The organism is Streptomyces sp. NPDC057249, from assembly GCF_042669245.1.
GTDB lineage: Bacteria > Actinomycetota > Actinomycetes > Streptomycetales > Streptomycetaceae > Streptomyces.
This window is the reverse complement of record NZ_JBHUXS010000008.1, coordinates 154,698-176,474: the sequence shown is the minus strand read 5'-3', so window position 1 is coordinate 176,474 and position 21,777 is coordinate 154,698. Positions and strand designations below refer to the sequence as shown.

The window sequence follows — 21,777 nt, the reverse complement described above, 5'->3', positions numbered from 1 at the left end:
GGGGCGATCAGGCGGCGGCCTCCGCGCGCGCCAGGAGAGCCGGGAGGCCGGCGAGGAGCGGGGCCTCGCCGCACGCCGACGCGACGACCACCTCCTCCAGCGCCCACAGGTGCGCCCTGATCCTGGGCGGCGGGAGGTAGGCGGTGTCGGCGGTGAGCATGACGGCGAGGACGCCCTCCTCCTCGGTGACGTGGACGCAGTACCGGCAGCCCAGCTTGTCCTCGGTGGCCGGGAAGCCGAACGCGGTACGGGCCCGTGCCGCGCGCAGCTCCGCCGCGCCCGGCGGCGGCCCTTCGTCCGGCGGGCGTACGTGGAACCGCTGGTCGTTGTAGCAGCAGTACGGGTGTACGGCGGTGCCGCGCTCGCGGCCGACGCGTTCGCGCAGGGCCTCCCAGGCGACCGGGTCGTAGGACGCGGCCCGGTATCCGGCCAGGGCCGCGCGCCAGGCCACGGGGAGGAGGTCCGTGAACCGTTCCGCGCCGGTCGTGTCGAGCAGGAACGGCGCGTCCTGGGAGAGCATCGCGACCAGGTCCCGCCGGTCCTCGGCGGCCCGGTTGGCGACGATGGGCATCATGGCCGCCGCCCGGTGCCCGCCCTCGGCGGCGACCAGGGCGGCCAGGGCGGTCATCAGGACCGTCGATCCGCTGACCCGGTGGGCGGCCGCGAGCGTGTCCGTCGCGCTCATCAGCGCCTCGGACACCAGCCGGCCGCTCCAGAACCGGGGTGTGCGGGGTGCGGCGGCCTGCCGGGGGAACATCGTCGGCGGCATGGTCCGGTAGAAGCTCTCCCAGTGGGCGAGGGCCCGCTCGCTGCGCCGCACACCGGCCGGTCCGTGCTGGTAGCGGGCGAGGTCGAGGGGGTTGGTGCGCGGGGGCCGCCCGGCCGAGCCCCGGCGCACCAGCAGCCGCAGGTCGCGTACCACCTGCTCGGCGGCGTGGCCGTCGGCCGCGAGGTGGCAGAGGACCAGGGCCGCGTGCGTCACCCGGCCCCGGTGGCAGACGGCGCCGACGCGCAGCGGCCACTCCCGCGCGTAGTCGAAGCGGGTGGCGGTCATCTCGTCGAGCAGCGCACGTGCGGTGGCTTCGGTCCGGTCGGGGTCGGGCTCGTCCACCACGGTGACCGGCAGGGCCCCGCAGTCGGTGAGCGACTGGCGGGGGTCGCCGTCCTCGCCGTCGTACAGCCGGGTGCGCAGCGCCTCGTGGCGTTCGAGGAGGGCGGCGAGCGCGGTGGCGAGCCGGGGCAGGTCCGTCACCCGTCCGCGCTCCGCCAGCGGGAGGAGGCGCCCGATGTTGAAGTAGACGTCGTTGGGCGCGGTGCGCAGGATCGCGTTCCAGATCGCCCGCTGGCCCCAGGTGAGGGGCGCCGTGCCCGCTCTGCCGCCCGCGAAGGGGATGTGCAGGGTGCGGGCGGTGGCGAGGCCGGTCATCCCGTCACCAGCCTGGCCGCCAGGCTGTCGACGCTCTCCTGGTAGAACGCCGGGTCCGCCAGGTCGAGTTCGATGCCGTACTCGTCCTCCAGGGTGTCGGCGAGCCGCAGCAACGCCAGGGAGGTGACACCGAGTTCGGTGAGGGTGCCGCGGGCGGTGAGGATCTCGGCCGCCGCGAGCTGCCCGTCCATGGCATCGCTGATCAGCCCGGCGAGCCGTGCGCGTTCCTCGGTGGCCGGGTCCTGGGCGGTGCTCAACTGTCCTCCTCGCCGGCCAGTCGGCGGCGCAGGCTCAGGGGCCTGATGTCGGGCCACACCTGGTCGACGTGGGCCGCGCACTCCTCCTCGGTGCCGCTGAACCCCTCCGCCCGCCAGCCGGCGGGCAACGGGGTGCCGGCGGGCCAGAGGGCGTGCTGTTCCTCGTCGTTGACCGCCACCAGATAGCGGAGGGCGGATGTGTTCACTGGTTCTCCTCGATGAGTGCGGCGACGCACGCGGCGACGCCGTGGACGGTGGGGTGGTCGAAGAAGACGTCGAAGGGCACGGAGACGCCGTACTCCTTGCGGATGCGGCCCGCGATGGCGGTGATGGTGAGGGAGTGGCCGCCGAGGTCGAACAGGTCCTCGTCGGCGCCGAGGTCGTCGAGGTCCAGCACCTCCCGCCAGATGGCGAGGACGGTCGCGGTGACGCCTTCGTCGGCTCCGTGCTCGGGGGTTTCGCCGCCGGCGGCCCGTTCACGCGGCGGTTCGGGCAGGGCGGCCCGGTCGAGTTTGCCGTTGGGGGTGAGCGGCATGGCGTCGAGGGTCACGTACGCGTCGGGCAGGGCCGCCGCGGGCAGCTTGCGGGCGAGGTGATCGCGCAGGGTAACGGGCGTCGGCGCCGCGCCGGCCGGGGCCGGCACCAGGTAGGCGACCAGCCGTCCGGACTCACCGTCCGGGGCGCCCCGCAGCACCGTCACCGCCTGCGCGACGTGCGGGTGGCTGCCGAGGGCGGTGTCGATCTCGCCGAGTTCGATGCGGTGGCCGCGCACCTTCACCTGGGTGTCGGACCGGCCCGCGAAGGCGATGCGGCCGTCGGCGGTGAGCCGGACCAGGTCGCCCGTGCGGTAGAGGCGGGCGCCGGGCGGACCGAACGGGTCGGGGACGAAGCGGGAGGCGGTGAGTCCGGGGCGGCCCCGGTAGCCGTGGGCGACACCGTCGCCGCCGATGTACAGCTCGCCGGTCAGCCCCTGCGGCAGGGGTTGGAGCCGGGCGTCCAGGACGTAGGTGCGGGTGTTGGCCAGCGGGCGGCCGATGGTGACCGGGTCGTCGGGTTCGAGCTCGGCGGCCGTGGACCAGACCGTCGTCTCGGTCGGCCCGTACACGTTGACCAGCCGGCCGACGGCGGAGCGCAGTTCGCGGGCGAGGGCGTCGGGCAGGGCCTCTCCCCCGGTCAGGGCCACCAGGTCCGGTGCGTGGAGTCCGGCGGCGAGCATGGTGCGCCAGCCGCTGGGGGTGGCCTGTACGTGGGTGAGGCGGTGCCGTGCGACGAGTGCGGTGAGCGCGGTGCCGTCGCGGTGACGGCCCTCGGGGACGAGGACGACGGTGCCGCCCGTGACCAGGGGGAGGAAGAGTTCGACGGTGGAGATGTCGAAGGAGAGCGAGGTGAGTCCGAGCCAGCGGCTGCCGGTCCCGGTGCCGGTGGTGTCCCGCAGGGCCGTGAGGAGGTTGGCGAGGGCCGCGTGCGAGACCTCGACGCCCTTGGGCACACCGGTGGAACCGGAGGTGTACAGCACGTAGGCGGGGTCCGTGAGGGCGGGTGGCGCGGGCGCCGCCGGGGCGTCGGGCAGCCGTTCCAGGTCCTCCCGCCTCGGATCGGTGGCGGTCTCCAGGGTGATCCCGGAGTCGGTGCGGAGGAATGCCAGGCGCTCCGCCGGGTGGTCGGGGTCCAGTGGCAGGTAGGCGGCACCGGCGGCGAGCGTGCCGAGGACGGCGACGAGTTGGGCGGCCGAGCGGGGCAGGGCGATGCCGACGAGGGCGCCGGGCCCGGCCCCCTGGGCGCGCAGCCGGTGGGCGCGGCGGCGGACGGCGGCGTCGAGTTCGGCGTACGTGAGGGTGGTGTCGCCCTCGATGACGGCGACGGCGTCCGGGGTCGCTGCGGCCTGGGCGGCGAACAGCGCGGGCAGGGTGGCGCGGCCGTGGTCCGGGGTGCGGGTGGTGTCGGCGAGCAGCGTCGTCCGTTCCCGGGGCGGCAGGACCGGCAGGCGGCCGAGGGCGGTGTCCGGCGCGGCCAGGGCCCCGTCGAGCAGGGTGAGGAAGTGGTCCAGGACGCGGCTGGGCGCCTCGCCCTCGAAGGCGGCGGTGCGGTACTGGAGGCTGCCTTCCAGGCTGTCGGGGGCGTCGACCAGGTGGAGGTGGGCGATGTTGCGTGCGGTGTGCGCGAAGCCGGTCCACTCGGTGCGCACGTCGAGGCCGGGGCCGAAGTCGGCGGGCCGGGAGGTGTCGCGCCGGCGGTAGCTGAGGGAGACCGGGCAGAGGGCGGTCCGCGGGGTGAGCCCGCGCACCGCACGGCTGAGGGGGACGGCGCGGTGGGCGTAGAGGGCGCGCAGTGCGGCCCGGACCTCGTGGGCGAAGTCGGCGAAGGCGAGTTCCGGGCGCGGGTCGGTGAAGAGGGGCAGTTCGTTGACGTGCAGGCCGACCTGCCGGGGTCCGCCGGGCACGCGGGTGGAGAGTTCGATCGCGGTGGCGGGGGCGGTGTTGCCGTAGCGCAGCAGCAGGGCGTGCCAGGCCGCCGTGAGGAGTTCGAACCGGGTGACGCCGAGCGTGGCGGCGGCGGTGACCAGGCGGGCGTGCCGTTCTCCGTCGCGCCGGAAGCCGCAGGCGCTGCCGGGGGCCGGGGCGACGGGGTCCGCGTGGTGGGCGGTGAGGCCGGGGAGGGCGGGCGAGGGGCTGTCGTGCCAGCGGCCGGCCCAGTAGCGGGCGGCGTCGTGGACGGCCGCCTCGGAGACGGGCGGCGGGGGTGTCGGCTCCTCGGCCGCGGCGGGCGGCGGGCTCTCCCCCGTCACCGCCCGGTACGCCCGGGCCAGTCCGGCGACCAGGAGGTCCTTGGACTCGCCGTCGAAGACGAGGTGGTGGGCGACCACGAGCAGCAGATGCCGGTCCGGGGCGGTGGTGAACAGCGTGGCGCGTACCAGGGTCTCGCCCGGCCCGAAGGGGACCGCGGTCTCCTCGTCGCGGAGCTTGCCGAGGTCGCCGGGGGCGGCCGGGACCGCCCGGAGGGGCGGTGCCTCGTCCGGGACCAGGTGCGGCCCGGCGGGGTCGGTCCGGGAGGTGAGCACGGGGACGGACCTCGCGTAGTCGTCCCAGGCCGCCGCCATGGCCACCGGGTCCAGGGGGCCTCGGAAGTCCAGGGCCAGGCTGAGGTGGTACGCCGAACCGGTGTCGAGGGTCTGCTCGGTGACCCAGAGCCCGTGCTGGGCCGGGTCGAGCGGGGCCGGTGCTTCGAAAGAGGGGGTCATGGGGTCGCCTCGTCGTCCAGGAGCCGGTGGAGTTCACGTTTGAGGACCTTGCCGCCCTCGTTGCGGGGCAGGGTGGCGCGGAAGAGGATGCGGGCCGGGAGCTCGTGCGCGGCGAGCCGGTCGAGCAGGAACGACCGCAGCCGGGGCATGTCCGGCTCGCCGTGCCGGGGTACGACGACGGCGGCGACCACGCTGCCCAGTACGGGGTGCGGGATGCCGAAGGCCGCCGCGTCGGCGACGTCCGGGTGGGCGTGGAGCGCGTTCTCGACCTGGATCGTGGACACCTTGTGGGCGCCGGACTTGATGACGTCGCGCTCCCGGTCGAGCAGGTGGAGGTAGCCGTCCGCGTCGAGCCGCCCGATGTCCCCCATGCGCACCCAGCGGCCCCGGAAGACCTCGGAGTCCGCGTCGGGTGCGCCCAGGTAGGCGCGGGGCGCGGTGGGTGAGCGCAGCCAGATCTCGCCGGGTTCACCGGTGGCCGCCGGGCGCCCGTCGGCGCCGGTGACGCGCAGGTGGTCGAGGGAGGCGGGCCGGCCGGGCGAGTCGGGGTGGTCGGGGTCGAAGAGCAGGGTGATCTGGGCGGGTGCGGCTTCGGTCGAGGTGTAGTAGTTGACGATCTGCGCCCCGGGGAACGCCTGCGCCAGCCGTAGCGCGACGGGTTGCGGGAGTGCCGCCGCCGTGGAGCCGACCAGCTTGACCGTGCTGAGGTCGCGCCGTGCCAGGGCGGTGGACGCGAGGAGTTCGATGGCGGTGGCGGGCACCAGGAAGACGCTGCCGACGGCGTGCTCCTCGATGAGCCGGGCGAACCGCAGCGGCGTGAACTGCGGGGCGGCGACACCGGTGGCCGCCGTGTCCAGGCAGTTCACGAGCATGGTCTGTCCGGCGTTGGTGCCGATCGGGAAGGCGTGCAGGAAGGCGCGCGAGTGGCGCAGGGGCCGGCGGCGTTCGTCCAGGGTGCAGCCGTGGGCGAGGTTGGCGTGGGTGGCCCGGACGCCCTTGGGGAGGCCGGTGGTGCCGGAGGTGTAGAGGTACTGCGCGGGTGCGGCCGGCCCGGGCAGCGGCAGGCCGTCCCCGGTCCCGGTCTCGATGTCCTCCGCGGACGCCTGCCACGCCTGCGCGGGCAGCCGGGGCGGTGGTCCGCTCGCTCCGTGCAGGACGCCCGCGCACCGGCTGTTCTCGACGATGTGCGCGGTGGCGGCCGGAGCCAGCCGGTCGGACAGGGGTACGGCGATGCCGCCGGCCCACTGCACCCCGCAGTAGGCGACCGCGTAGTCGGTCCACTCCGTGCTGCCGTAGCGCAGCCCGACCGGGTCGCCGGGGCGCAGACCCCGGGCGAGCAGGCCGTGGGCGAGGGCGGCGGCCCGGTCGCGCCAGGTGCCGAAGTCCAGGGCGCGCGGCCCGTTGCGGAGGGCGACGCGGTCCGGGTGGAGGGCGGCGCGGTGGACCAGCAGCTCGATCAGGGAGCGCGGGGGCGCGGCGGGGCTCACCGGTCGGCCCCGGCGGGAACGGGCGCGGAGGCCGCGAGGGCGGCGGCGCGTTCCCGGAGACCGATGAGGTCGTCGGGTTCGGCGTCCGGCACGTCGCGGTCGAAGCGGGCGAGGACCGGCAGCCGCAGGGCCAGGGCCACCAGCGCCAGCATGATCAGGCAGCACAGCAGGTACATCAGCCCGATCCCGCGCCCCGGCCCCGTGCCCAGCACCCGGCCCACGCTGTCGGCCAGGACCCCGTCGTCGGCCAGCAGCGGGTCGAACAGCCGGGCGCCCAGGGGGGCGACGAGTCCGTGGCCGAGGGGCAGGGTGGACCAGGCGACCATGGTGTTCAGGGCGAAGACGCGGCCGTGGAAGCGCTGCGGGACCTTCACCTGGACGATGGTCGAGTAGACGCCGTTGACCAGGGCGATGGTGCAGGACATCCCGAAGGCACCGGCGCCGATCACCCAGAGGTCGGCCCGCAGCCCGGTCACCGCCCCGGCCAGGGCGAACAGCCCGGCCAGCGCGAGCATGCCGCGCACCCGGTGTCTGCGGGGCCCTCCCCACACCCCCATGATCAGGCCGCCCGCGACGGCTCCGGCACCGCCCGCCGTGGCCACCGCCGCCGCCCCGTCCAGGGTGTCGAAGGACAGCACCAGGGGCGTCACGAGCAGGAACAGGGGTGACAGGAAGAGGTTGAGCGCGGCGAACCACAGCAGCATCGAGCGGAAGCCCCGGTGCCGCCAGGTGTACGCGAAGCCCTGTTTGATCTCCTCGACGACCGGTTCCCGGCGGGTCCAGGGCAGGGTGCGGGGGAACCGCACGCAGACGAGTACGGCGACCGCGACCACGTAGCTCGCGATGTCGAGGATCAGGATGCCGCGCATACCGATGCCCGCCATCAGCGCCACCGCCACCAGCGGCACGACGAACTGTGCGGTGCCGAAGGCGAGTTGGACGATGCCGTTGGCGTGGCCGAGATAGCGCTTGGGGACGAGCTGCGGGATCGCCGAGCTGTACGCGAGGCGCTGGAAGGTGAGCGCCACCGAGAGGCCGCCCAGCAGCACGTACAGGTACCAGGTGTCCAGCACACCGCCGAGCAGCAGGCACAGCATGGCCACCTGGCTGAGTCCCGCCGCGAGGTCGCCCGCGAGCATGACCTTGCGCCGGTCGAACCGGTCCACGACGGCGCCGGCCAGCGGGCCGACGAGGATTCCGGGCAGCATCGCGACGACCGAGTACAGCGCGAACCGGGTGAGTGAACCGGTCTCCAGCAGTATCCAGATGGGCAGGGCGAACTCGGTGAGCGCGGAACCCACGATCGATCCCAGCTGCCCGATCACGACGGCGATGAAGCGTGCGGCACCCGGTGCGGGGGCGCCCGGGGCCCGCGCCTCGCCGCCGTCCGCCGGGGCCGCCTCGGCGTCACCCGGCGGCCCGGTCTCGGCATGGAACCACCAGGCCGCGTCCGGGGAGCGCGCGGGCAGGGTCGCGGTGCTCTCCGCGCGGATCGCCTCGTGGACGTGCGTCACCGCCTCGGCGACCTCGGCGGCCCGGTACTTCACGAAGAAGTGGCCGCCCTGGTCGATGACCGCGACCGCCGAGCGCTCCGCGAGGAGCAGCCACTCCCGGTAGCGCTCCTGGTAGAAGTCGGCGGCCGGGTCGCGGTCGCCGACGAGCGAGACCAGCGGGGCGCGCAGTTTCGGGGCGCCGGCCTCGACGTCCGCGATGGCCCCGGTGAAGTACTCCTCGGCGGCCTGGCTGTCGCGGCGCATGTTGCCCACGATGAACTCGGTCTGCTCCCGGTCCAACTGGGAGGTGTCCACACCCATGCCCGTGAGCCAGTTGACGTACACCCGGTTGCCGAGCAGCGATTCCAGGGAGGCCACCTTGGAGAGGGCCCCGAGTACCCTCCCGCGCGGCTTGGCGAAGGGGAACTGCGCCCCCGCGTACACCGCTTCGAGCTCGCGGCCCGACGCCTCCAGCAGCCGGGCGGTCGCCACGGCCAGCGCGGTGCCGACACCGCAGTGCCCGTACACGATCAGCGGGCCGCGGACCCGTTCGCGTATCTCGGCGGCCAGGTTCTCCGCGAGTTCCCCGAACGGCAGGTGTTCCTCGGTCACACCGACGTCGTGGCCGGGGATGGCGACCGACCACAACTCGTAGCCCTCGGGCAGGAGATCGGCGACGGGCTGGTACACGACCGCGCTGCCCCCGCCGTACGGGACGCAGACCAGGGTGGCGCGCAGGCGTCCGGCCGGGGCCTCGGGGGTGAGGCGGTGCAGCAGTCTGCGGGGTCCCCGGGCCTCCTCCGGGGTGTCCGCCAGGGCGGCGAGGTCCCTGACGGTCCGGCAGGTGAACAGGTCCATCACACTGACCGGCCGGGCGCCCGCTTCCGGGAGCAGCCTGCGGGCGCGGGCGACGACCTGGGTGGCGAGCAGCGAGTGGCCGCCGAGGTCGAAGAAGTCCTCGTCCACCCCGACTTCGTCGAGACCGAGCACCTCGCCCCAGACGGCCGCGAGCACCCGCTCCGCCGGGGTCCCGGGCGCGCCGGCCGCTCCGGTCGCCCGGTGGACCTGCGGGGCGGGCAGCCCTCGGCGGTCCAGCTTCCCGTTGGGCGTGAGGGGAAGGGCGGGCAGGGCGGTGAACGAGGCGGGCACCATGTAATCGGGCAGCACCTGCTTGAGCGCGGTGCGCAGGTCCCCCGGGTCGGGCGCGGGCTCGTCCCCGGTGGTGACGAGGTAGGCCGCCAGCCGCTTGTCGCCCGGGGTGTCCTCGCGCACGACGACGGCCGCCTCGCTCACCGGGGGCAGGGCGCGCAGGGCGGACTCGATCTCGCCGGGTTCGATGCGCAGGCCGCGCAGTTTCACCTGCTGGTCGATCCGGCCGAGGTGTTCCAGGGCCCCGTCGGGGCGGCGTCTGCCCAGGTCACCGGTGCGGTAGAGCCGCGATCCGGGCGGCCCGTAGGGGTCGGGGACGAACCGGCGGGCGGTGAGCCCCGGTCGCCGGTGGTAGCCGAGCGCGACCCCGGTCCCGGCGATGTGGATCTCCCCGGGCGCGCCCGGGGGCACCGGTCGGAGCGCCCGGTCCAGGACGTAGAGGCGGATGTTGTCGACCGGGAAGCCGATGGGGACGACGTCGGCCGGCTCCTCGCACTCCCAGGCCGACACGTCGACCGCCGCTTCGGTGGGTCCGTACAGGTTGGCCAGGGCGCAGCCGGGCAGCGCCTCGCGGAAGGCGCGCGCCGTGTCGGGGGGCAGCGCCTCGCCGCTGCACACGACGCGGCGCAGGGCCGTGCACCGGCCCGCGCCCTCCTCGGCGAGGAAGAGCGGCAGCATCGAGGGGACGAAGTGGGCGACGGTCACGGGCGCGGAGCGGATGAGTTCGGTCAGGTAGGCGGCGTCCTTCTGGCCCCCGGGACGGGCCAGCACGAGGCGCGCGCCGGTCATCAGCGGCCAGAAGAACTCCCAGACGGAGACGTCGAATCCGGCCGGCGTCTTCTGGAGCACGGAGTCCCCGGGGCCGATGGGGTAGCTCCGCTGCATCCACAACAGGCGGTTGACGATGGCGCGGTGGGTGTTCGGCACGCCCTTGGGCCGGCCGGTGGAACCGGAGGTGTAGATGAGGTAGGCGGGATCGTCGGGTGCGGGAGCCCCCACCCGTGCCGTGGGAGCGCTCCCGTGGTGCGGATCGTCGTCTTCGAGGAAGAGGACGGCAGCCCGGCAGCCCTCGGGGACGGGGACGGACCGCTGGGTCAGGAGCACCCGCGCGCCGCTGTCGTCCAGCATGAACGCGAGCCGTTCGGGCGGGTACTCGGTGTCAAGCGGGGTGTAGCAGGCGCCGGTGCGCAGGACGGCGAGGAGCGCGGCGACCAGGTCGAGGGAGCGTTCCGCGCCGACGGCGACGACGTCACCGGGGCCGGTGCCCGCCGCGACGAGCCGGGCGGCGATGCGGTCGGCGGCGGCGTCGATGCCGGCGTAGGTGAGGCTGCGGTCGCCGGCCGTCACGGCGGTGGCGTCGGGGGTGCGCGCGATCTGCTCGGCGATGAGGGAGACCAGCGTGGCATCGGCCGGTACCTGCGCCTCGGTGCGGTTGAAGCCCTGTGTCTCCAGGGTGTGTTCGCCGTCCGAGAGCGTGTCGATTCCGGACAGCGGCACGTCCGGGCGGTCGGCCACCGCGTGCAGCAGCCGGTCGAGGTGGGCGGCGAGCCGGGCGACGTCCTCCTCGGCGAAGAGGTCGGTGTGGTAGTTGAAGGCTCCGCGCAGCCCGTCCGGCCACTCCATCAGGAAGAGTTCGATGTCGAAGCGGGTGCCCGAGGCACGCAGGCCGTAGGTCTCCACATCGAGCCCCGGGGCGGCGGTGGCCTGGCGCCCGGTGGCGTAGTTCTGGACCGCGAGCACCGCCTGGAAGACCGGGGAGCGGGAGACGTCGCGTTCCACGTGCAGTTCGGTGACCAGCTGGGCGAACGGCAGCTCCTGGTGTGCGTACGCCTCCAGACAGGTTTCGCGGGTGCGTTCCAGGAGTTCGGCGAAGGTGGGGTCGCCGTCGAGCCGGGCGCGCAGCGCCAGGACGTTGACGAACATGCCGACCAGGCCCTCGAGTTCCGGCTCGGGGCGGCCGGCGACGGGTGATCCGACGGCGAAGTCGCGCTGGCCGCTGAACCGGGCCAGGAGTTCCTGGAAGGCGGCCAGCAGCACCATGTGGATCGTGGCGCCGTGCGCCTTGCCGAGGGCGGCGAGCCGGTCGAGGAGTTCACGCTCCACCTGGAAGCCGTAGCCCGCCCCGTCGAAGGTCTGCCGCGCCGGACGGGGCCGGGCGGTGGGCAGGACGAGCGGTTCCACTCCGGCGAGCTCGTCCGCCCAGTAGGCGACTTCGGCGGTGAGCGCGTCCCCGCTCAGCCGGTCGCGTTGCCATTGGGCGAAGTCGCCGTACTGCACGACCAGTTCGGGCAGCGGGTGGCCCTCCCCCTCGACGCGGGCCGCGTAGCAGCGCAGGAGCTCGGAGATCAGGATCTCACTGGACCAGCCGTCGCTGACGCTGTGGTGGACGACGAGCAGCAGGATGTGGTCGCGGTCGGTCACGCGTACGAGCAGGCTGCGCAGCAGCGGACCGGCGGCCAGGTCGAAGGGCTCGGCCCCCGCCTCGTCCACCAGCCGGGCCGCGTGCTCCTCGTCCTGGGCCTCTACGAGGGGCAGCGGTGCGGGCGCGGGCGCGGCGATCTCCAGCACCGGGCGGCCGTCGTCGGTCACCGGGTAGCGGGAGCGCAGCGTCTCGTGCCGGGCGATGACCGCGTCCAGGGCGTGGGCCAGCGCCTCCCGGTCCAGTTCGCCGCGCAGCCTGCGGGCGACCGGGATGTTGTACGCGGCGGTGCCGGGCGCGAACTGTTCCATGAACCAGAGGCGTTCCTGCGCGAAGGAGAGCGGCGGCAGGGCGCCCTCGGGTCTCCGGGGGACGACGGGACGGGACGCGGCGGCCCGGCCCGCCTTGAGCCGGCGGCTGAGCAGAGCGCGCTTGGCGTCGGAGAGCCCGGCGGGGGGCGTGGTGGTGTCGCTCATGACGGCGTACCGGTTCCTTTCAGGGTGGCGCCGTCCGATGCGAGGAGGGCGGCGGCCTCCTCGTCCGACAGGGCGTCGATCTCGGCCATCAGGGCCGTCTCCACCGCCTCGGCGAAGGCGGCGACCGTGCGGTGGGTGAAGAGGGTGCGCAGGGGGACGGTGAGTTCGGCGGTGGCTCGGACACGTGCGATGACCCGGGTCGCGAGCAGGGAGTGCCCGCCCAAGTCGAAGAAGTCGTCCAGGGCGCCGACCCGGTCGATGTCCAGCACTTCGCGCCAGATGTCGGCGACCAGTTCCTCCGCCTCGGTGCGCGGGGCGAGGTAGCTCGCGCGGAGTTCGGGGCGCTGCTCGGGGGCGGGCAGGGCCGCGCGGTCCAGCTTGCCGTTGGGCGTGAGCGGCAGCCGGTCCAGGACGAGGACGGCGGCGGGCACGAGGTGGGCCGGTAGGAGCGCTCCCACGGCGCTCCGCAACTGTCCAGGATCAGGCGCCTCGGCAGCGGGGACGACGTATCCCACCAGCGTGTCGCGGTGGGCGACGACCACCGCCTCGGCGATCCCGGGCTGCGCGAGGAGCGCGCTCTCGGTCTCGCCGGGCTCGACGCGGTAGCCGCGCACCTTGAGCTGGCCGTCCAGCCGCCCCAGGAACTCCAGGGCTCCGTCGGGTCTCCGGCGCACCAGGTCGCCGGTCCGGTAGCGGCGCGCGCCGGGCGGACCGTACGGGTCGGGGACGAAGGCGCGCGCGGTGGCGCCGGGCCGGCCGGTGTAGCCGTAGGTCACCCCGGTTCCGCCGAGGAGGAGTTCGCCCGGGGTGCCGGGCGGGACCGGGGCGCCGTACTCGTCGCACACGGTCGCGGTGACGCCGCCGATCGGGGTGCCGATGGGCGGCCGGGCGCGGGTGTCCGCGTCGCCGAGGTCGGCGGTCGTGGCGATGACGGTCGTCTCGGTGGGGCCGTAGGAGTTGACGAGGCGTACCCGGTCGCCGAACCGCTCGCGCCAGGCGCCCACGGCGGCGGCCTGGACCTGGTCTGCGCCCAGGATCAGCAGGCGCAGCCCGTCCGGCCAGGCGACGACGTCCGGGTCGCCGACCAGGTGCTGCCAGTACGGGGTGGGCAGGTCCATGACCGTGACGTCGGCGGTGAAGTCCTCGGTCAGCTGGTCGGGCAGGGTGGCGCCGGCGTCGGCCACGACGAGGGTGGCACCGGCCGCCAGCGCGGGGAACAGCTCCTCTGCGCAGGTGTCGAAGCTGAGCGAGGCGCAGTGCAGGACGCGGTCCTGGGCGGTGATCCCGTACCCGTCGCGCATCCAGCGCACCCGCTCGGCCAGCGCCCGGTGCGGCACGACGACGCCCTTGGGCCTGCCGGTCGAGCCGGAGGTGTAGACGAGGTACGCGGGGTCGTCGGGGAGGGGCACGGTGGGGCCCTCCCCCGCCGGACCGGTGTCGTCGCCGTCCTCCACGTACCGGGTCCGGACGCTCCCGGGCAGCTCGGGCGGTGGGATGTCGCGCGAGGTCAGGACGGTGCGCGCACCGCTGTCGGCGACCATGTGCGCGATCCGGGCGGGCGGGTAGTCGGGGTCCAGGGGGAGGTAGGCGGCACCGGCGCGCCAGGCGGCGAGCATCGCCACGACGGCGCGCGGCCCGCGCGGCAGCAGCACGCCCACGGTGTCCCCGCGCCGCACCCCGTCCGCGGTCAGCCGTCCGGCGAGTCTGCCCGCGCCCTGCCACAGCTCGGCGTACGAGAGCGAGTCGTCGCGCCCGCGCAGGGCCTCGCCGCCGGGGCGGTCGCGTACGGTCCGGGCGATGGCGTCGTGCACGGTGGACGGGCCCTCGGGCAGGGCGGGGCCCCGGCCGGCCGCGTCCAGGGCGGCGCGCTCGGGCTCGTCCAGCAGCGGCAGGAGGTGGACCGGGGTGTCAGGGCCGTCCGCCGCGCCGCGCAGCAGCGTCTCGAACCAGCGCGCGAGGCGGGCGACCCGGTCCCCGTCGAGCAGGTCCGTGCGGTAGCCGAAGACGGCGACCACGTCGTCGCCGTCCCGGCGCACGTCCAGGGTGAGGTCGAACTTGCAGGCCCGCATCGAGGGGTCGAGTTCGGTGCAGCCGAGACCGGCGAAGGATGCGTCGCGCAGCAGACCGGCGTCCTGGGTGTGGACGGTGAGCATCGTCTGGAACAGCGGGGTGCGCCCGGGGTCCCGGTCCAGGCGCAGGGATTCGGCCAGTTCCTCGAAGGGAACGCGGTCGTGGGCGAAGGCGCCGAGCACCGTGGTGCGGGCCCGGCGGAGGAGGTCGGCGAAGGTCGGCGTCCCGGACAGGTCGGAGCGCAGGACCAGGGTCCGCGAGAAGTAGCCGATGGCCTGCTCGGCGTCGGGGCCGGCGCGGCCCGCCGTGGGGACGCCGACGCAGAAGTCGCGTTGCCCGGTGCAGCGGTGCAGGGTCGCCTGGTAGGCGGCGAGCAGCACCATGAACGGGGTGCAGCGCCGGGCCCGGGCCAGGGCGTCGATCAGGGGCCCGGCTCCGGTGAGGAGCTGGGTGTGGAAGGCGCCCTCCGGCGAGGGGTGTTCGGGGCGGGGGCGGTCGAGGGGCAGTTCCAGGGCGGGCGCGCCGTCCAGCCGTTCCCGCCAGTAGGCGAGGGCTTCCCGTGCCTGCGCCTCGTCCGCGTCCCGCTCCTGCTCGGCCGGGTGCGCGGGTGGGGCGGGCAGGTCGGCGGTGGTGCCCCGGAGGTGTGCGGTGTAGTGCGCCGCCAGCTCGTCGCGCAGGACGTTGAGGGACCAGCCGTCGGCGACGATGTGGTGCAGGACCACGCACAGGACGTGCTCGGTGTCTCCCGTACGGAAGAGGGCCACGCGCAGCAACGGGCCCCGGGCGAGGTCGAAGGCGCGGTTCGTGCGCTCGGCGATCAGCGCTTCGATTCGGTCGCCCCCGCCGCGCAGGTCGCGGCGCTCCACGTCCACGGGGCCCGGTGCGGCCACCAGGACGGCCGGTTCGCCGTCCTCGGCGGGGAAGCGGCTCCGCAGCGCCTCGTGCCGGGCGGTCACCGCGTCGAAGGCCGCGCACAGGGCGGGTTCGGACAGTTCTCCGGAGAGGCGCAGGACGAGCGGAATGTTGTACGAGGCGTCGTCGGGGTCCATCTGGTGCAGGAACCACAGACGTTTTTGGCCACGCGTCAGGTACGACTGGACGGCCTGGGTACTCATCCGACTCCCTCGGCGCGCACGCCGAGCGGCGTGGTGTGCGGTTGCTTCAGGTCAATGGGGACGTGTGGAGCATGTGGGGGGGGACGGAGCGACGCGACGGCACGGGGATACCGCGGCGGCCGAACGGTCTCGCCAACGGCGAGATCCGGTCAATTCACGGCTTCAGGTGTTGCGATGTTATGAACAGCACACGCGTCCGTCAATGCAAGACCTGTACACACAAACGGAGTTGTGAAATCCGAGCGCCGTGAGCTCCCAGCCGGAGGGAGCACTCTTGTCCTCAGCCGGGCATTCATCCCTTCGGCTGGATCTTGGGCACAAATTGCGCCTTTCGCGTCCTTCCGGGTGGTGAATGGGGGCGTGCGACAGCAAACCCCCGGCCCGAGGAGTGTGGACCAGCATGAACAACGCGGACAGCGCGTCGCAGAGCGTACAGACGATGTATGCCGAGCGGTTCGCCAGCGATCTCACCGACAACCGTGCGGAGCAGAAGGAGTTGGCCGCGCAGATCGAGCGGCTGCGGGCCCGCCTGGAACAGCTCGAGGCGGACGAGACCTGGCTGACCGGGATGCAGGCCGCACTTCCGGGAGAGACGATGCCCCCTCGGCCGCGCCGCGCGCCGCGCACCGAGGAGAAGCCTGCGGGAGATGACGCCCCCGCCGGCACCCCCGTCCCGGGCCCCCGGCCCGCCGGACGCGCCAAGGCGAGGCCGTCCCGGGCCAGGACCAGCGGCAGGAAGAAGGCGGCGTCCGCGGCGGGCGTTCCCCTGCATCAGCTCATCCGCGCCCTGATGCCCGTGGGCGAACCGCGCCTGGTGCGCGAGGTGCACGCGGACCTCACCGAGGCGCACCCGGAGCGCGGCACCTCGGTGCAGGTGGTGCGCAACACCCTGGAGACCATGGTGAAGCGGGGCGCCGTCGGCAAGGGCATCCAGAAGGGTACGGCCATGTACACCGCGACCGCACCGGCCGCGTCCGAGGGCGGCGAGGCCCCGGCGGCCGGCTGAGAGGCGCGTGGCCGTGTCACACGTCCGGCCCCCCGGGAGCGTGCTCCCGGGGGGCCGGACGGTGGTACCGCGGCGTCAGGCGGCGGTGATGTTCTCCGCCTGCGGGCCCTTCTGGCCCTGCGTGATGTCGAAGGTCACCGCCTGGCCCTCCTGGAGCTCACGGAAGCCGGTGGCGTTGATGTTCGAGTAGTGAGCGAAGACGTCCGGCCCGCCGCCGTCCTGCTGGATGAAGCCGAAACCCTTTTCGGCGTTGAACCACTTGACGGTTCCGCTGGCCATGCCGGTGCCTCTCAGTCGATATCGGGAGCCGCACCACGCGGTCCCACTGGCGTCCCGGTCCGCCCCCCTGCACAGCAAGGCGCCCGCGCCGGAGCACGGGCGGTTTCGGCGAACCACGACTTCCGGCAGTGACGCTACATGGCGAAACCCCTCTCCACCAGAGAGCAACGACTTCGCGTCGCGCCGGATGCCGGGGAAAGCCGCTGATGGGGCCGTCCGCACGAGGAACCGGGGCCAGTGGCGGCCTCCGCGGCGGCGTCACCGTACCGGAGCACCGCGGGGTGACGGCCCGGCTCCGGATGGAGCAGTGCCCGCCGGGATGAAAATGGTGCGGTCGGCAGGGGGGCTGCCGACCGCACCGAGTACCGCCCCGCCTCGGCCCGGGAGACCGAGGTGGGTGACGGAAAGAGCCAGATCAGCGGACCGTGCCGCACTGTCCGCCCCTCCAAGGAGCGAATTACGGTCTGCTGGTCAAGCCCTTCCCGCCACCGTTCTGAACGGGTGCGGAATTCCGGCTGCGAACATTGCCAGGAGAGGACAGCAGGAAGACCGCACGTCAGGCGTGGGCCCACCGCCCCGAAGAGCCGCGGTCCACTGCCTCACGCGGTCCAGCATGGAAGGTAAACAGACTGTTTTCTACGTCCAGTTTTTAGCGCTAAGCCACGTCGCGCCAATTAGGCTCACGCCCGCGCAACCGGGCCCATACGCGGGGGATTTGATCGCATGACCAACACCGACAAGACGGCACTGCGGACACTGCTCAGAGTCCGTCGTGCACTGATCGACCCCACCGGACACGGTTTCCACCGTTCGTCCCGCCAGGGGCGCCGCGCACCCGGACTCTCCCAGCACCAGGTCGACCAGTTGCTGCACCGCACCCCCGGCACCTACCGCCGGCTGGAGTCCGGTGCCTGGCCGAGGCCGGACACCGGCTTCCTCCGTGATGTGGCGATGCTCTTCGCCCTCAACGAGCAGGAGTGGGTGTCGCTGTGCCGGTACGCCGGGATAGGCGACCCGCCGGGCCCGCTCACCGCCCGCTCGGGCAAGGAGGTGCCGGGTGTGTGGCAGGAGGCCATCGACGGGATGACCCATCCCGCCTACATCACCGACGCCTCCTGGGAGCTCATCGCGCACAACGACGAGTTCGCGCGGCTGTTCCCCGCCGGAGATGTGCCCACCAACACCATGCGGTGGATGCTCCTCGAACCGCAGGGCCGCGAGATGCTCATCGACTGGGACACCGCCTGGGCCCCGCTGGTCGTGCCGCAGCTGCGGGCCGCGCTCGCCAGCCGGCCCGACGACGAGGTGCTCCGCCGGCTCGAGAAGGACGTGCTGGCCGATCCGCAGTGTGCGCCGATCTGGGAGTCGGGCGGCGCGCACATCCATCCCGACGGCGACGAACGGCCCATCCGCCATGCCGTCGACGGTCCGGGGTGGGTGACGATGTGCGCGGCTCAGCCCATGGCGGCCCCCGGCGCGCGCATGATCGTTCTCGTCTTCCACGCGGGTGCGCGGCGCGCGCACACACGCGTTCCGGTGCTGCGCGCGCCGTGAACACTTCCCTCCGGCTCTCCGCGGTGTTGTGATCAGGGCGGCACGGCCGTTCGTGGCTTAGGTTGTGCCCACCCCCACATCGCCGCCGCACCGTGCCCGCCGGAGGATGTCGTGCCTGCCTACATAGCCCGCCCCACCACCGTGTTCCCCGCCCACAAAGTGACCACCGGGGAGATCGCGGACGATATCCGCGCCCACCACCCGGACCACCCGCGGCTCGCCGCGATCCTCCGCATCGTGGCCAACACCGGGGTGCGCAGCAGGTACTTCACCCGGCCGCTGGCGGCGCCGACCGTGTCGGGGGACGCCGGTGTCGCGGCCCGGGCGGCGGCGGCGTTCACCGACGCGCTGGACATGGCGGAGCAGGCGGCACGAAAGGTGCTCCTGGCGTACGGGGTGGAGCCGGGTGAGGTGGACGCGGTCATCACGACGCATTCGACCGGCTGGTCCGTGCCGAACATGGACATCCACCTCATCGACCGGCTGGGCCTGCGGCCGGACGTCCGCCGGATCGCCCTGACGACGCTGGCGTGCGCGGGAGGCACCCAGGCGCTGATCCGGGCCGTCGACCTGGTGGCCGCGAGACCCGGCGCGACCGTCCTGGTGGTCGCCGCCGAGGTCATCTCCGCCGTGTACAACCACCAGGACGACGCGGTCGAGCACATGATCTACAAGGTGCTGTTCGGGGACAGCGCCGCGGCGACCCTCGTGACCGACGCCCCGCTGGGCCCCGGTTTCCGCGTGGGTTCCCCGGCCGACACCTATGAGCACGTGCTGCCGGACAGCCTCACCCGGTACGCGGGCCGCGTCGATCCGGCCGGATTCCACTTCGACAGCACGAAGGAGGCGCTGAGCGCGGCGGACGACGTGCTGCCCGGTCTGCTGGACTGGCTCGGCCGGACCTCCGTGGACTTCGGGGTCATCCACCCGGGCAGCGCGCGCATCATCAGCGACACCGCGACGGCGCTCGGCCTCGACGCCCACGACACCCGGCACTCCACCGCCACCCTCACCGACGAGGGCAACCTCGGCGGTGTCTCCGTACTCCGCATCCTCGAACGCACCCACGCCGAGCCGCCGCCGGCCGGCGCCGACGGGATCACCGTCGCGTACGGGCCGGGCTTCGCCACGGCCGCGCTGCGCGGAACCTGGACCGCCTGAGCGGCCGGGGCCGGGCCGCGTCGGGGAGGATGAAGGTTCAGGACCTCCCGACCGTGCGGATGTCCGCCGGTGCCGGACAGCGGGCCTGGAGGAGCGCCAGCGCCGCGAGGGTGATGCCACAGGTGATCCGCCCCTCGGCCAGCCATTGGGGCAGCTCGCCGGGCGTGACCCAGACGGGTTCGCTGAGGGATTCCATCGCCTCCGGCTCCGCCGGCCCTCCGGCCGCCCCGTCCACCTCCGCCACGTACGCCTGGACCGGAGCGGCGAGGATGCCGGTGTCGGCGTGGATGACGCCGAGGGGCCGCAGGGACGCGCAGACGAGCCCGGTCTCCTCGCGCAGTTCGCGGGCGGCCGCCGCCGCGAGCCCTTCCCCGCCCTCGCTCGACCCCCGGGGGAACTCCACGGAAGTGGCCTGGATCGGGTAGCGGTAGCTCGCCACGAAGGCGTAGCCGGCCGGGCCGACCGGGACGACGACGGCCCCTTCCTTGCGCGCCTGCCAGCGCAGGTACTGTCCGGTGGCTCCGGACGGGGCGACGACGTCGTCGTTGAACAACGTGCCGTACCGGCTGCGGAAGACGGGGACTTCGCGCACTCTGCGGATGGGCGCGGGTGCGGCACCGGTCTGCGTCGAGCCGAATCCGGTCACTGTGGTCACTTGGGCCTCCTCAGGTATCTCCCGCCCTGTGAAGGTGTGCCGGGAGAACGGGGTGTGACGCCGCGGGAGTTACCGGGCCGCCCGACCGGTAGGCTGCTCTGCGGGGTGGGCCGTAGCGCAGTGGTCGTCGCGCCTTCACGACATGTAGGAGCACGCCGGTTCGAATCCGGTCGGCCCGCCCCGTCCTGCCTCCGGCAGCGGGAGCCTCCGGTGGCTGACGCCGTCCCGGGTGCGACCGGGCCTGCGCCGGTTGACGCACGGGCCCGGGACCGGTTTCCTGACGCGATGACCGATCTTCGTATCGAACCGGTGAAGGGCGACGCCTCGCTCCTGGACTGGCGGTTCGTCCACAACACCGTCATCCCGACGGCCACCCTGTCGTTCGCGGACGTGACGGAGCGCGCGGGGCGCAACCGGCTGTGCGTCGCCTACGCGGGGGATGTCCTGGTGGGGTGTTCCACGGTGCGCCCGCCCGGCGCGGACGCCCCGGTGGGGACCGTGATCGCCCGCGTCCTGCTCGAACACCGGGGCCGGGGGTTCGGCCAGCAGTTGTACGCGCACGGGCTGGAGCTGGCCCGGGGGCTCGGCGCCGAGGTCATCGAGACGTGTGTCCTGGAGTCGAACCCCGAGGGCCTGCGGTTCGCGTTGCGGAACGGCTTCGTGGAGACCGAGCGCTACGTCCTGCCGGGCGACACCGTGCCGTTCATCGACCTGCGGCTCGCCTGACGGCTCCGCGCGCACGCGCACCGGGGCCCGCCGTCCCGCTCGGCAGGCCCCGGGTTCCGCGGAACTCGGTCAGGCGGTGTGGAGGGTCAGCCCGTACCGGTTCAGGATCTCGTTGATGGGCTGGTGCCAGGTCTCGCCGCCGGAGCTGCAGTTGCCCCAGCCACCCGAGGTGACACCCTGCGCCTGGTCACCGCTGATGAAGGAGCCGCCGGAGTCACCGCCCTCCGCGCAGACGCTGGTCTTGGTCATCTGGTAGACCGCGCCCTGCGCGTAGTTCACCGTGTCGTTGGTGGCGAGCACATTGCCGCAGTGCCAGTGCGAGGTGGAGCCGGAGCGGCAGATCGAGGCACCGATCGGGGCCACGTTGGAGCCGCGGACCAGTTGGTCGGAGACGGTGCCCCAGCCGAGGACGACGGGGACCGTCCACCAGCCGTTGCCCACGCTGACCCACGCGTAGTCGTCGCCGGGGAAGGACGACCCCTGGAAGTTGCCTATGAAGGAGCCGTCCCAGCCGCTGACCCCGGCACCCGCCCGGCCGCAGTGGCCGGCCGTGACGAAGCCGCCGTAGACGGAGAAGCCGATGGAGCACCGGACGTTGCCCGTGTAGTACGGGTCGCCGCCCACGGTCCCGGCCGAGAAGGTGCGCGGCGCTTCGGCGGTCTGCTCGACGGTGACCGGGCCGGCCGCCTCGGCCTTCCGCAGGAAGGCCTGGACATCGTTGTCAGCACGCTGTGAGGCGACGACGTCCACCACGACCGAGTTGGTGCGGGGGTCGACGTGCCAGCTGCTGACCCCCTGCGGGGCGTTCAGCTTGTCCAGCTTCGCCTTGACCGAGTCGAGGCGCTTCTCGGTGTGGGTCACCATCCGTACGGCGGCACCCGTGGCCCGCACGGCGTCCGCCTGTCCGGCGTCGGTGACGGCGACGGTGAGACCACCGGTCGCGGGGTCGAACCAGGAGCCGCCGTACGCCGGCCCCGCGGCGTGGCGCGCCTTGGGCTGGAGCGCGGTGGCGGTCTTCTCCTGGGCGATCCGCACCTTGGCCTGACGTGCCGTCAGGCCCAGGTCGCGCTGCATGGCGTCGAGCAGGCCGTCGGATGCGGGTGCGGGTGCGGCGGCGGGCGTGTCGGCGGCGGAGGCCGAGGGGAAGCCCGCGCCCGCCCAGGCTCCGAGGAGGAGTACGGCGGAGAGTGCGGTCCTCAAGGCTGTGGAGCGTCTCAAGGTCTTGGCCCTTCTGTTGTTCCGACTGGGTGGGGGAGGAACAGCAGG

14 protein-coding genes and 1 tRNA gene are annotated in these 21,777 nt (G+C 73.8%); 5 read left to right on the top strand and 10 right to left on the bottom strand.

Going from position 1 to position 21,777, the window contains the following annotated elements; all coding sequences use genetic code 11:
* Positions 1-7 precede the first annotated feature (7 nt).
* The 7 genes from ACFUJY_RS17150 to ACFUJY_RS17120 are packed head-to-tail and all read right to left on the bottom strand — an operon-like array spanning position 8 to position 15,130.
* The gene (locus ACFUJY_RS17150; RefSeq protein WP_383299796.1) at positions 8-1,426 is read right to left on the bottom strand and encodes a condensation domain-containing protein; all 1,419 of its coding nucleotides are present in this window, start codon (positions 1,424-1,426) and stop codon (positions 8-10) included.
* Entirely contained in the window at positions 1,423-1,683 is a 261-nt protein-coding gene (locus ACFUJY_RS17145; protein WP_383299794.1) for an acyl carrier protein, read from the bottom strand. The genes ACFUJY_RS17150 and ACFUJY_RS17145 overlap by 4 nt, the downstream gene beginning before the upstream one ends.
* Positions 1,680-1,889 carry an MbtH family protein gene (locus tag ACFUJY_RS17140; protein ID WP_383299791.1) on the bottom strand — a complete coding sequence of 70 codons (210 nt, stop codon included), beginning with the start codon at positions 1,887-1,889 and terminating at the stop codon, positions 1,680-1,682. Before ACFUJY_RS17140 ends, ACFUJY_RS17145 begins: the two co-directional genes overlap by 4 nt.
* Entirely contained in the window at positions 1,886-4,921 is a 3,036-nt protein-coding gene (locus tag ACFUJY_RS17135; RefSeq protein ID WP_383299788.1) for an amino acid adenylation domain-containing protein, read from the bottom strand. The genes ACFUJY_RS17140 and ACFUJY_RS17135 overlap by 4 nt, the downstream gene beginning before the upstream one ends.
* The gene (locus ACFUJY_RS17130; RefSeq protein ID WP_383299785.1) at positions 4,918-6,408 is read right to left on the bottom strand and encodes a class I adenylate-forming enzyme family protein; all 1,491 of its coding nucleotides are present in this window, start codon (positions 6,406-6,408) and stop codon (positions 4,918-4,920) included. Before ACFUJY_RS17130 ends, ACFUJY_RS17135 begins: the two co-directional genes overlap by 4 nt.
* Positions 6,405-11,945, bottom strand: coding sequence for an amino acid adenylation domain-containing protein (locus ACFUJY_RS17125; RefSeq protein ID WP_383299782.1), 5,541 nt, complete (start codon positions 11,943-11,945; stop codon positions 6,405-6,407). Before ACFUJY_RS17125 ends, ACFUJY_RS17130 begins: the two co-directional genes overlap by 4 nt.
* Entirely contained in the window at positions 11,942-15,130 is a 3,189-nt protein-coding gene (locus ACFUJY_RS17120) for an amino acid adenylation domain-containing protein (RefSeq protein ID WP_383299779.1), read from the bottom strand. The genes ACFUJY_RS17125 and ACFUJY_RS17120 overlap by 4 nt, the downstream gene beginning before the upstream one ends.
* Positions 15,131-15,530: 400 nt before the next feature.
* On the opposite strand from ACFUJY_RS17120, the gene ACFUJY_RS17115 reads away from it, so the two are divergent.
* The gene (locus ACFUJY_RS17115; RefSeq protein WP_383299776.1) at positions 15,531-16,136 is read left to right on the top strand and encodes a hypothetical protein; all 606 of its coding nucleotides are present in this window, start codon (positions 15,531-15,533) and stop codon (positions 16,134-16,136) included.
* Positions 16,137-16,211: 75 nt separating this feature from the next.
* Here the strand turns inward: ACFUJY_RS17115 and ACFUJY_RS17110 are convergent, their stop codons facing one another.
* On the bottom strand, positions 16,212-16,415 hold the full coding sequence (locus ACFUJY_RS17110; RefSeq protein ID WP_018552900.1) for a cold-shock protein: 204 nt from the start codon (positions 16,413-16,415) through the stop codon (positions 16,212-16,214).
* A gap of 723 nt (positions 16,416-17,138) precedes the next feature.
* Between ACFUJY_RS17110 and ACFUJY_RS17105 the strand changes: the two genes are divergently transcribed.
* On the top strand, positions 17,139-17,969 hold the full coding sequence (locus ACFUJY_RS17105; protein ID WP_383299772.1) for a helix-turn-helix transcriptional regulator: 831 nt from the start codon (positions 17,139-17,141) through the stop codon (positions 17,967-17,969).
* Positions 17,970-18,080: 111 nt separating this feature from the next.
* Positions 18,081-19,130: a PhlD gene (locus tag ACFUJY_RS17100; protein ID WP_383299770.1), complete on the top strand. Its 1,050-nt coding sequence runs from the start codon at positions 18,081-18,083 to the stop codon at positions 19,128-19,130.
* Between the two features lie 37 nt (positions 19,131-19,167).
* On the opposite strand, the gene ACFUJY_RS17095 is transcribed toward ACFUJY_RS17100, so the two are convergent.
* Entirely contained in the window at positions 19,168-19,785 is a 618-nt protein-coding gene (locus ACFUJY_RS17095) for an NUDIX domain-containing protein (RefSeq protein ID WP_383299767.1), read from the bottom strand.
* Between the two features lie 106 nt (positions 19,786-19,891).
* On the opposite strand from ACFUJY_RS17095, the gene ACFUJY_RS17090 reads away from it, so the two are divergent.
* Together ACFUJY_RS17090 and ACFUJY_RS17085 are read left to right on the top strand one after the other, a co-directional pair.
* Positions 19,892-19,964, top strand: a tRNA-Val gene (locus ACFUJY_RS17090).
* A 106-nt stretch (positions 19,965-20,070) separates the two neighbouring features.
* Positions 20,071-20,511 (top strand): GNAT family N-acetyltransferase, encoded by a 441-nt coding sequence (locus ACFUJY_RS17085; RefSeq protein ID WP_383299764.1) that lies wholly within the window; start codon positions 20,071-20,073, stop codon positions 20,509-20,511.
* Positions 20,512-20,580: 69 nt separating this feature from the next.
* Here the strand turns inward: ACFUJY_RS17085 and ACFUJY_RS17080 are convergent, their stop codons facing one another.
* The gene (locus ACFUJY_RS17080; RefSeq protein WP_383299761.1) at positions 20,581-21,729 is read right to left on the bottom strand and encodes a S1 family peptidase; all 1,149 of its coding nucleotides are present in this window, start codon (positions 21,727-21,729) and stop codon (positions 20,581-20,583) included.
* Between the last annotated feature and the right edge of the window lie 48 nt (positions 21,730-21,777).

Coding starts and splice junctions, on each gene's coding strand:
- ACFUJY_RS17150 (WP_383299796.1), bottom strand. CDS start 1,426: ATGACCGGCCTCGCCACCGCCCGCACCCTGCACATCCCCTTCGCGGGC.
- ACFUJY_RS17135 (WP_383299788.1), bottom strand. CDS start 4,921: ATGACCCCCTCTTTCGAAGCACCGGCCCCGCTCGACCCGGCCCAGCAC.
- ACFUJY_RS17125 (WP_383299782.1), bottom strand. CDS start 11,945: ATGAGCGACACCACCACGCCCCCCGCCGGGCTCTCCGACGCCAAGCGC.
- ACFUJY_RS17120 (WP_383299779.1), bottom strand. CDS start 15,130: ATGAGTACCCAGGCCGTCCAGTCGTACCTGACGCGTGGCCAAAAACGT.
- ACFUJY_RS17115 (WP_383299776.1), top strand. CDS start 15,531: ATGAACAACGCGGACAGCGCGTCGCAGAGCGTACAGACGATGTATGCC.
- ACFUJY_RS17110 (WP_018552900.1), bottom strand. CDS start 16,415: ATGGCCAGCGGAACCGTCAAGTGGTTCAACGCCGAAAAGGGTTTCGGC.
- ACFUJY_RS17105 (WP_383299772.1), top strand. CDS start 17,139: ATGACCAACACCGACAAGACGGCACTGCGGACACTGCTCAGAGTCCGT.
- ACFUJY_RS17085 (WP_383299764.1), top strand. CDS start 20,071: ATGACCGATCTTCGTATCGAACCGGTGAAGGGCGACGCCTCGCTCCTG.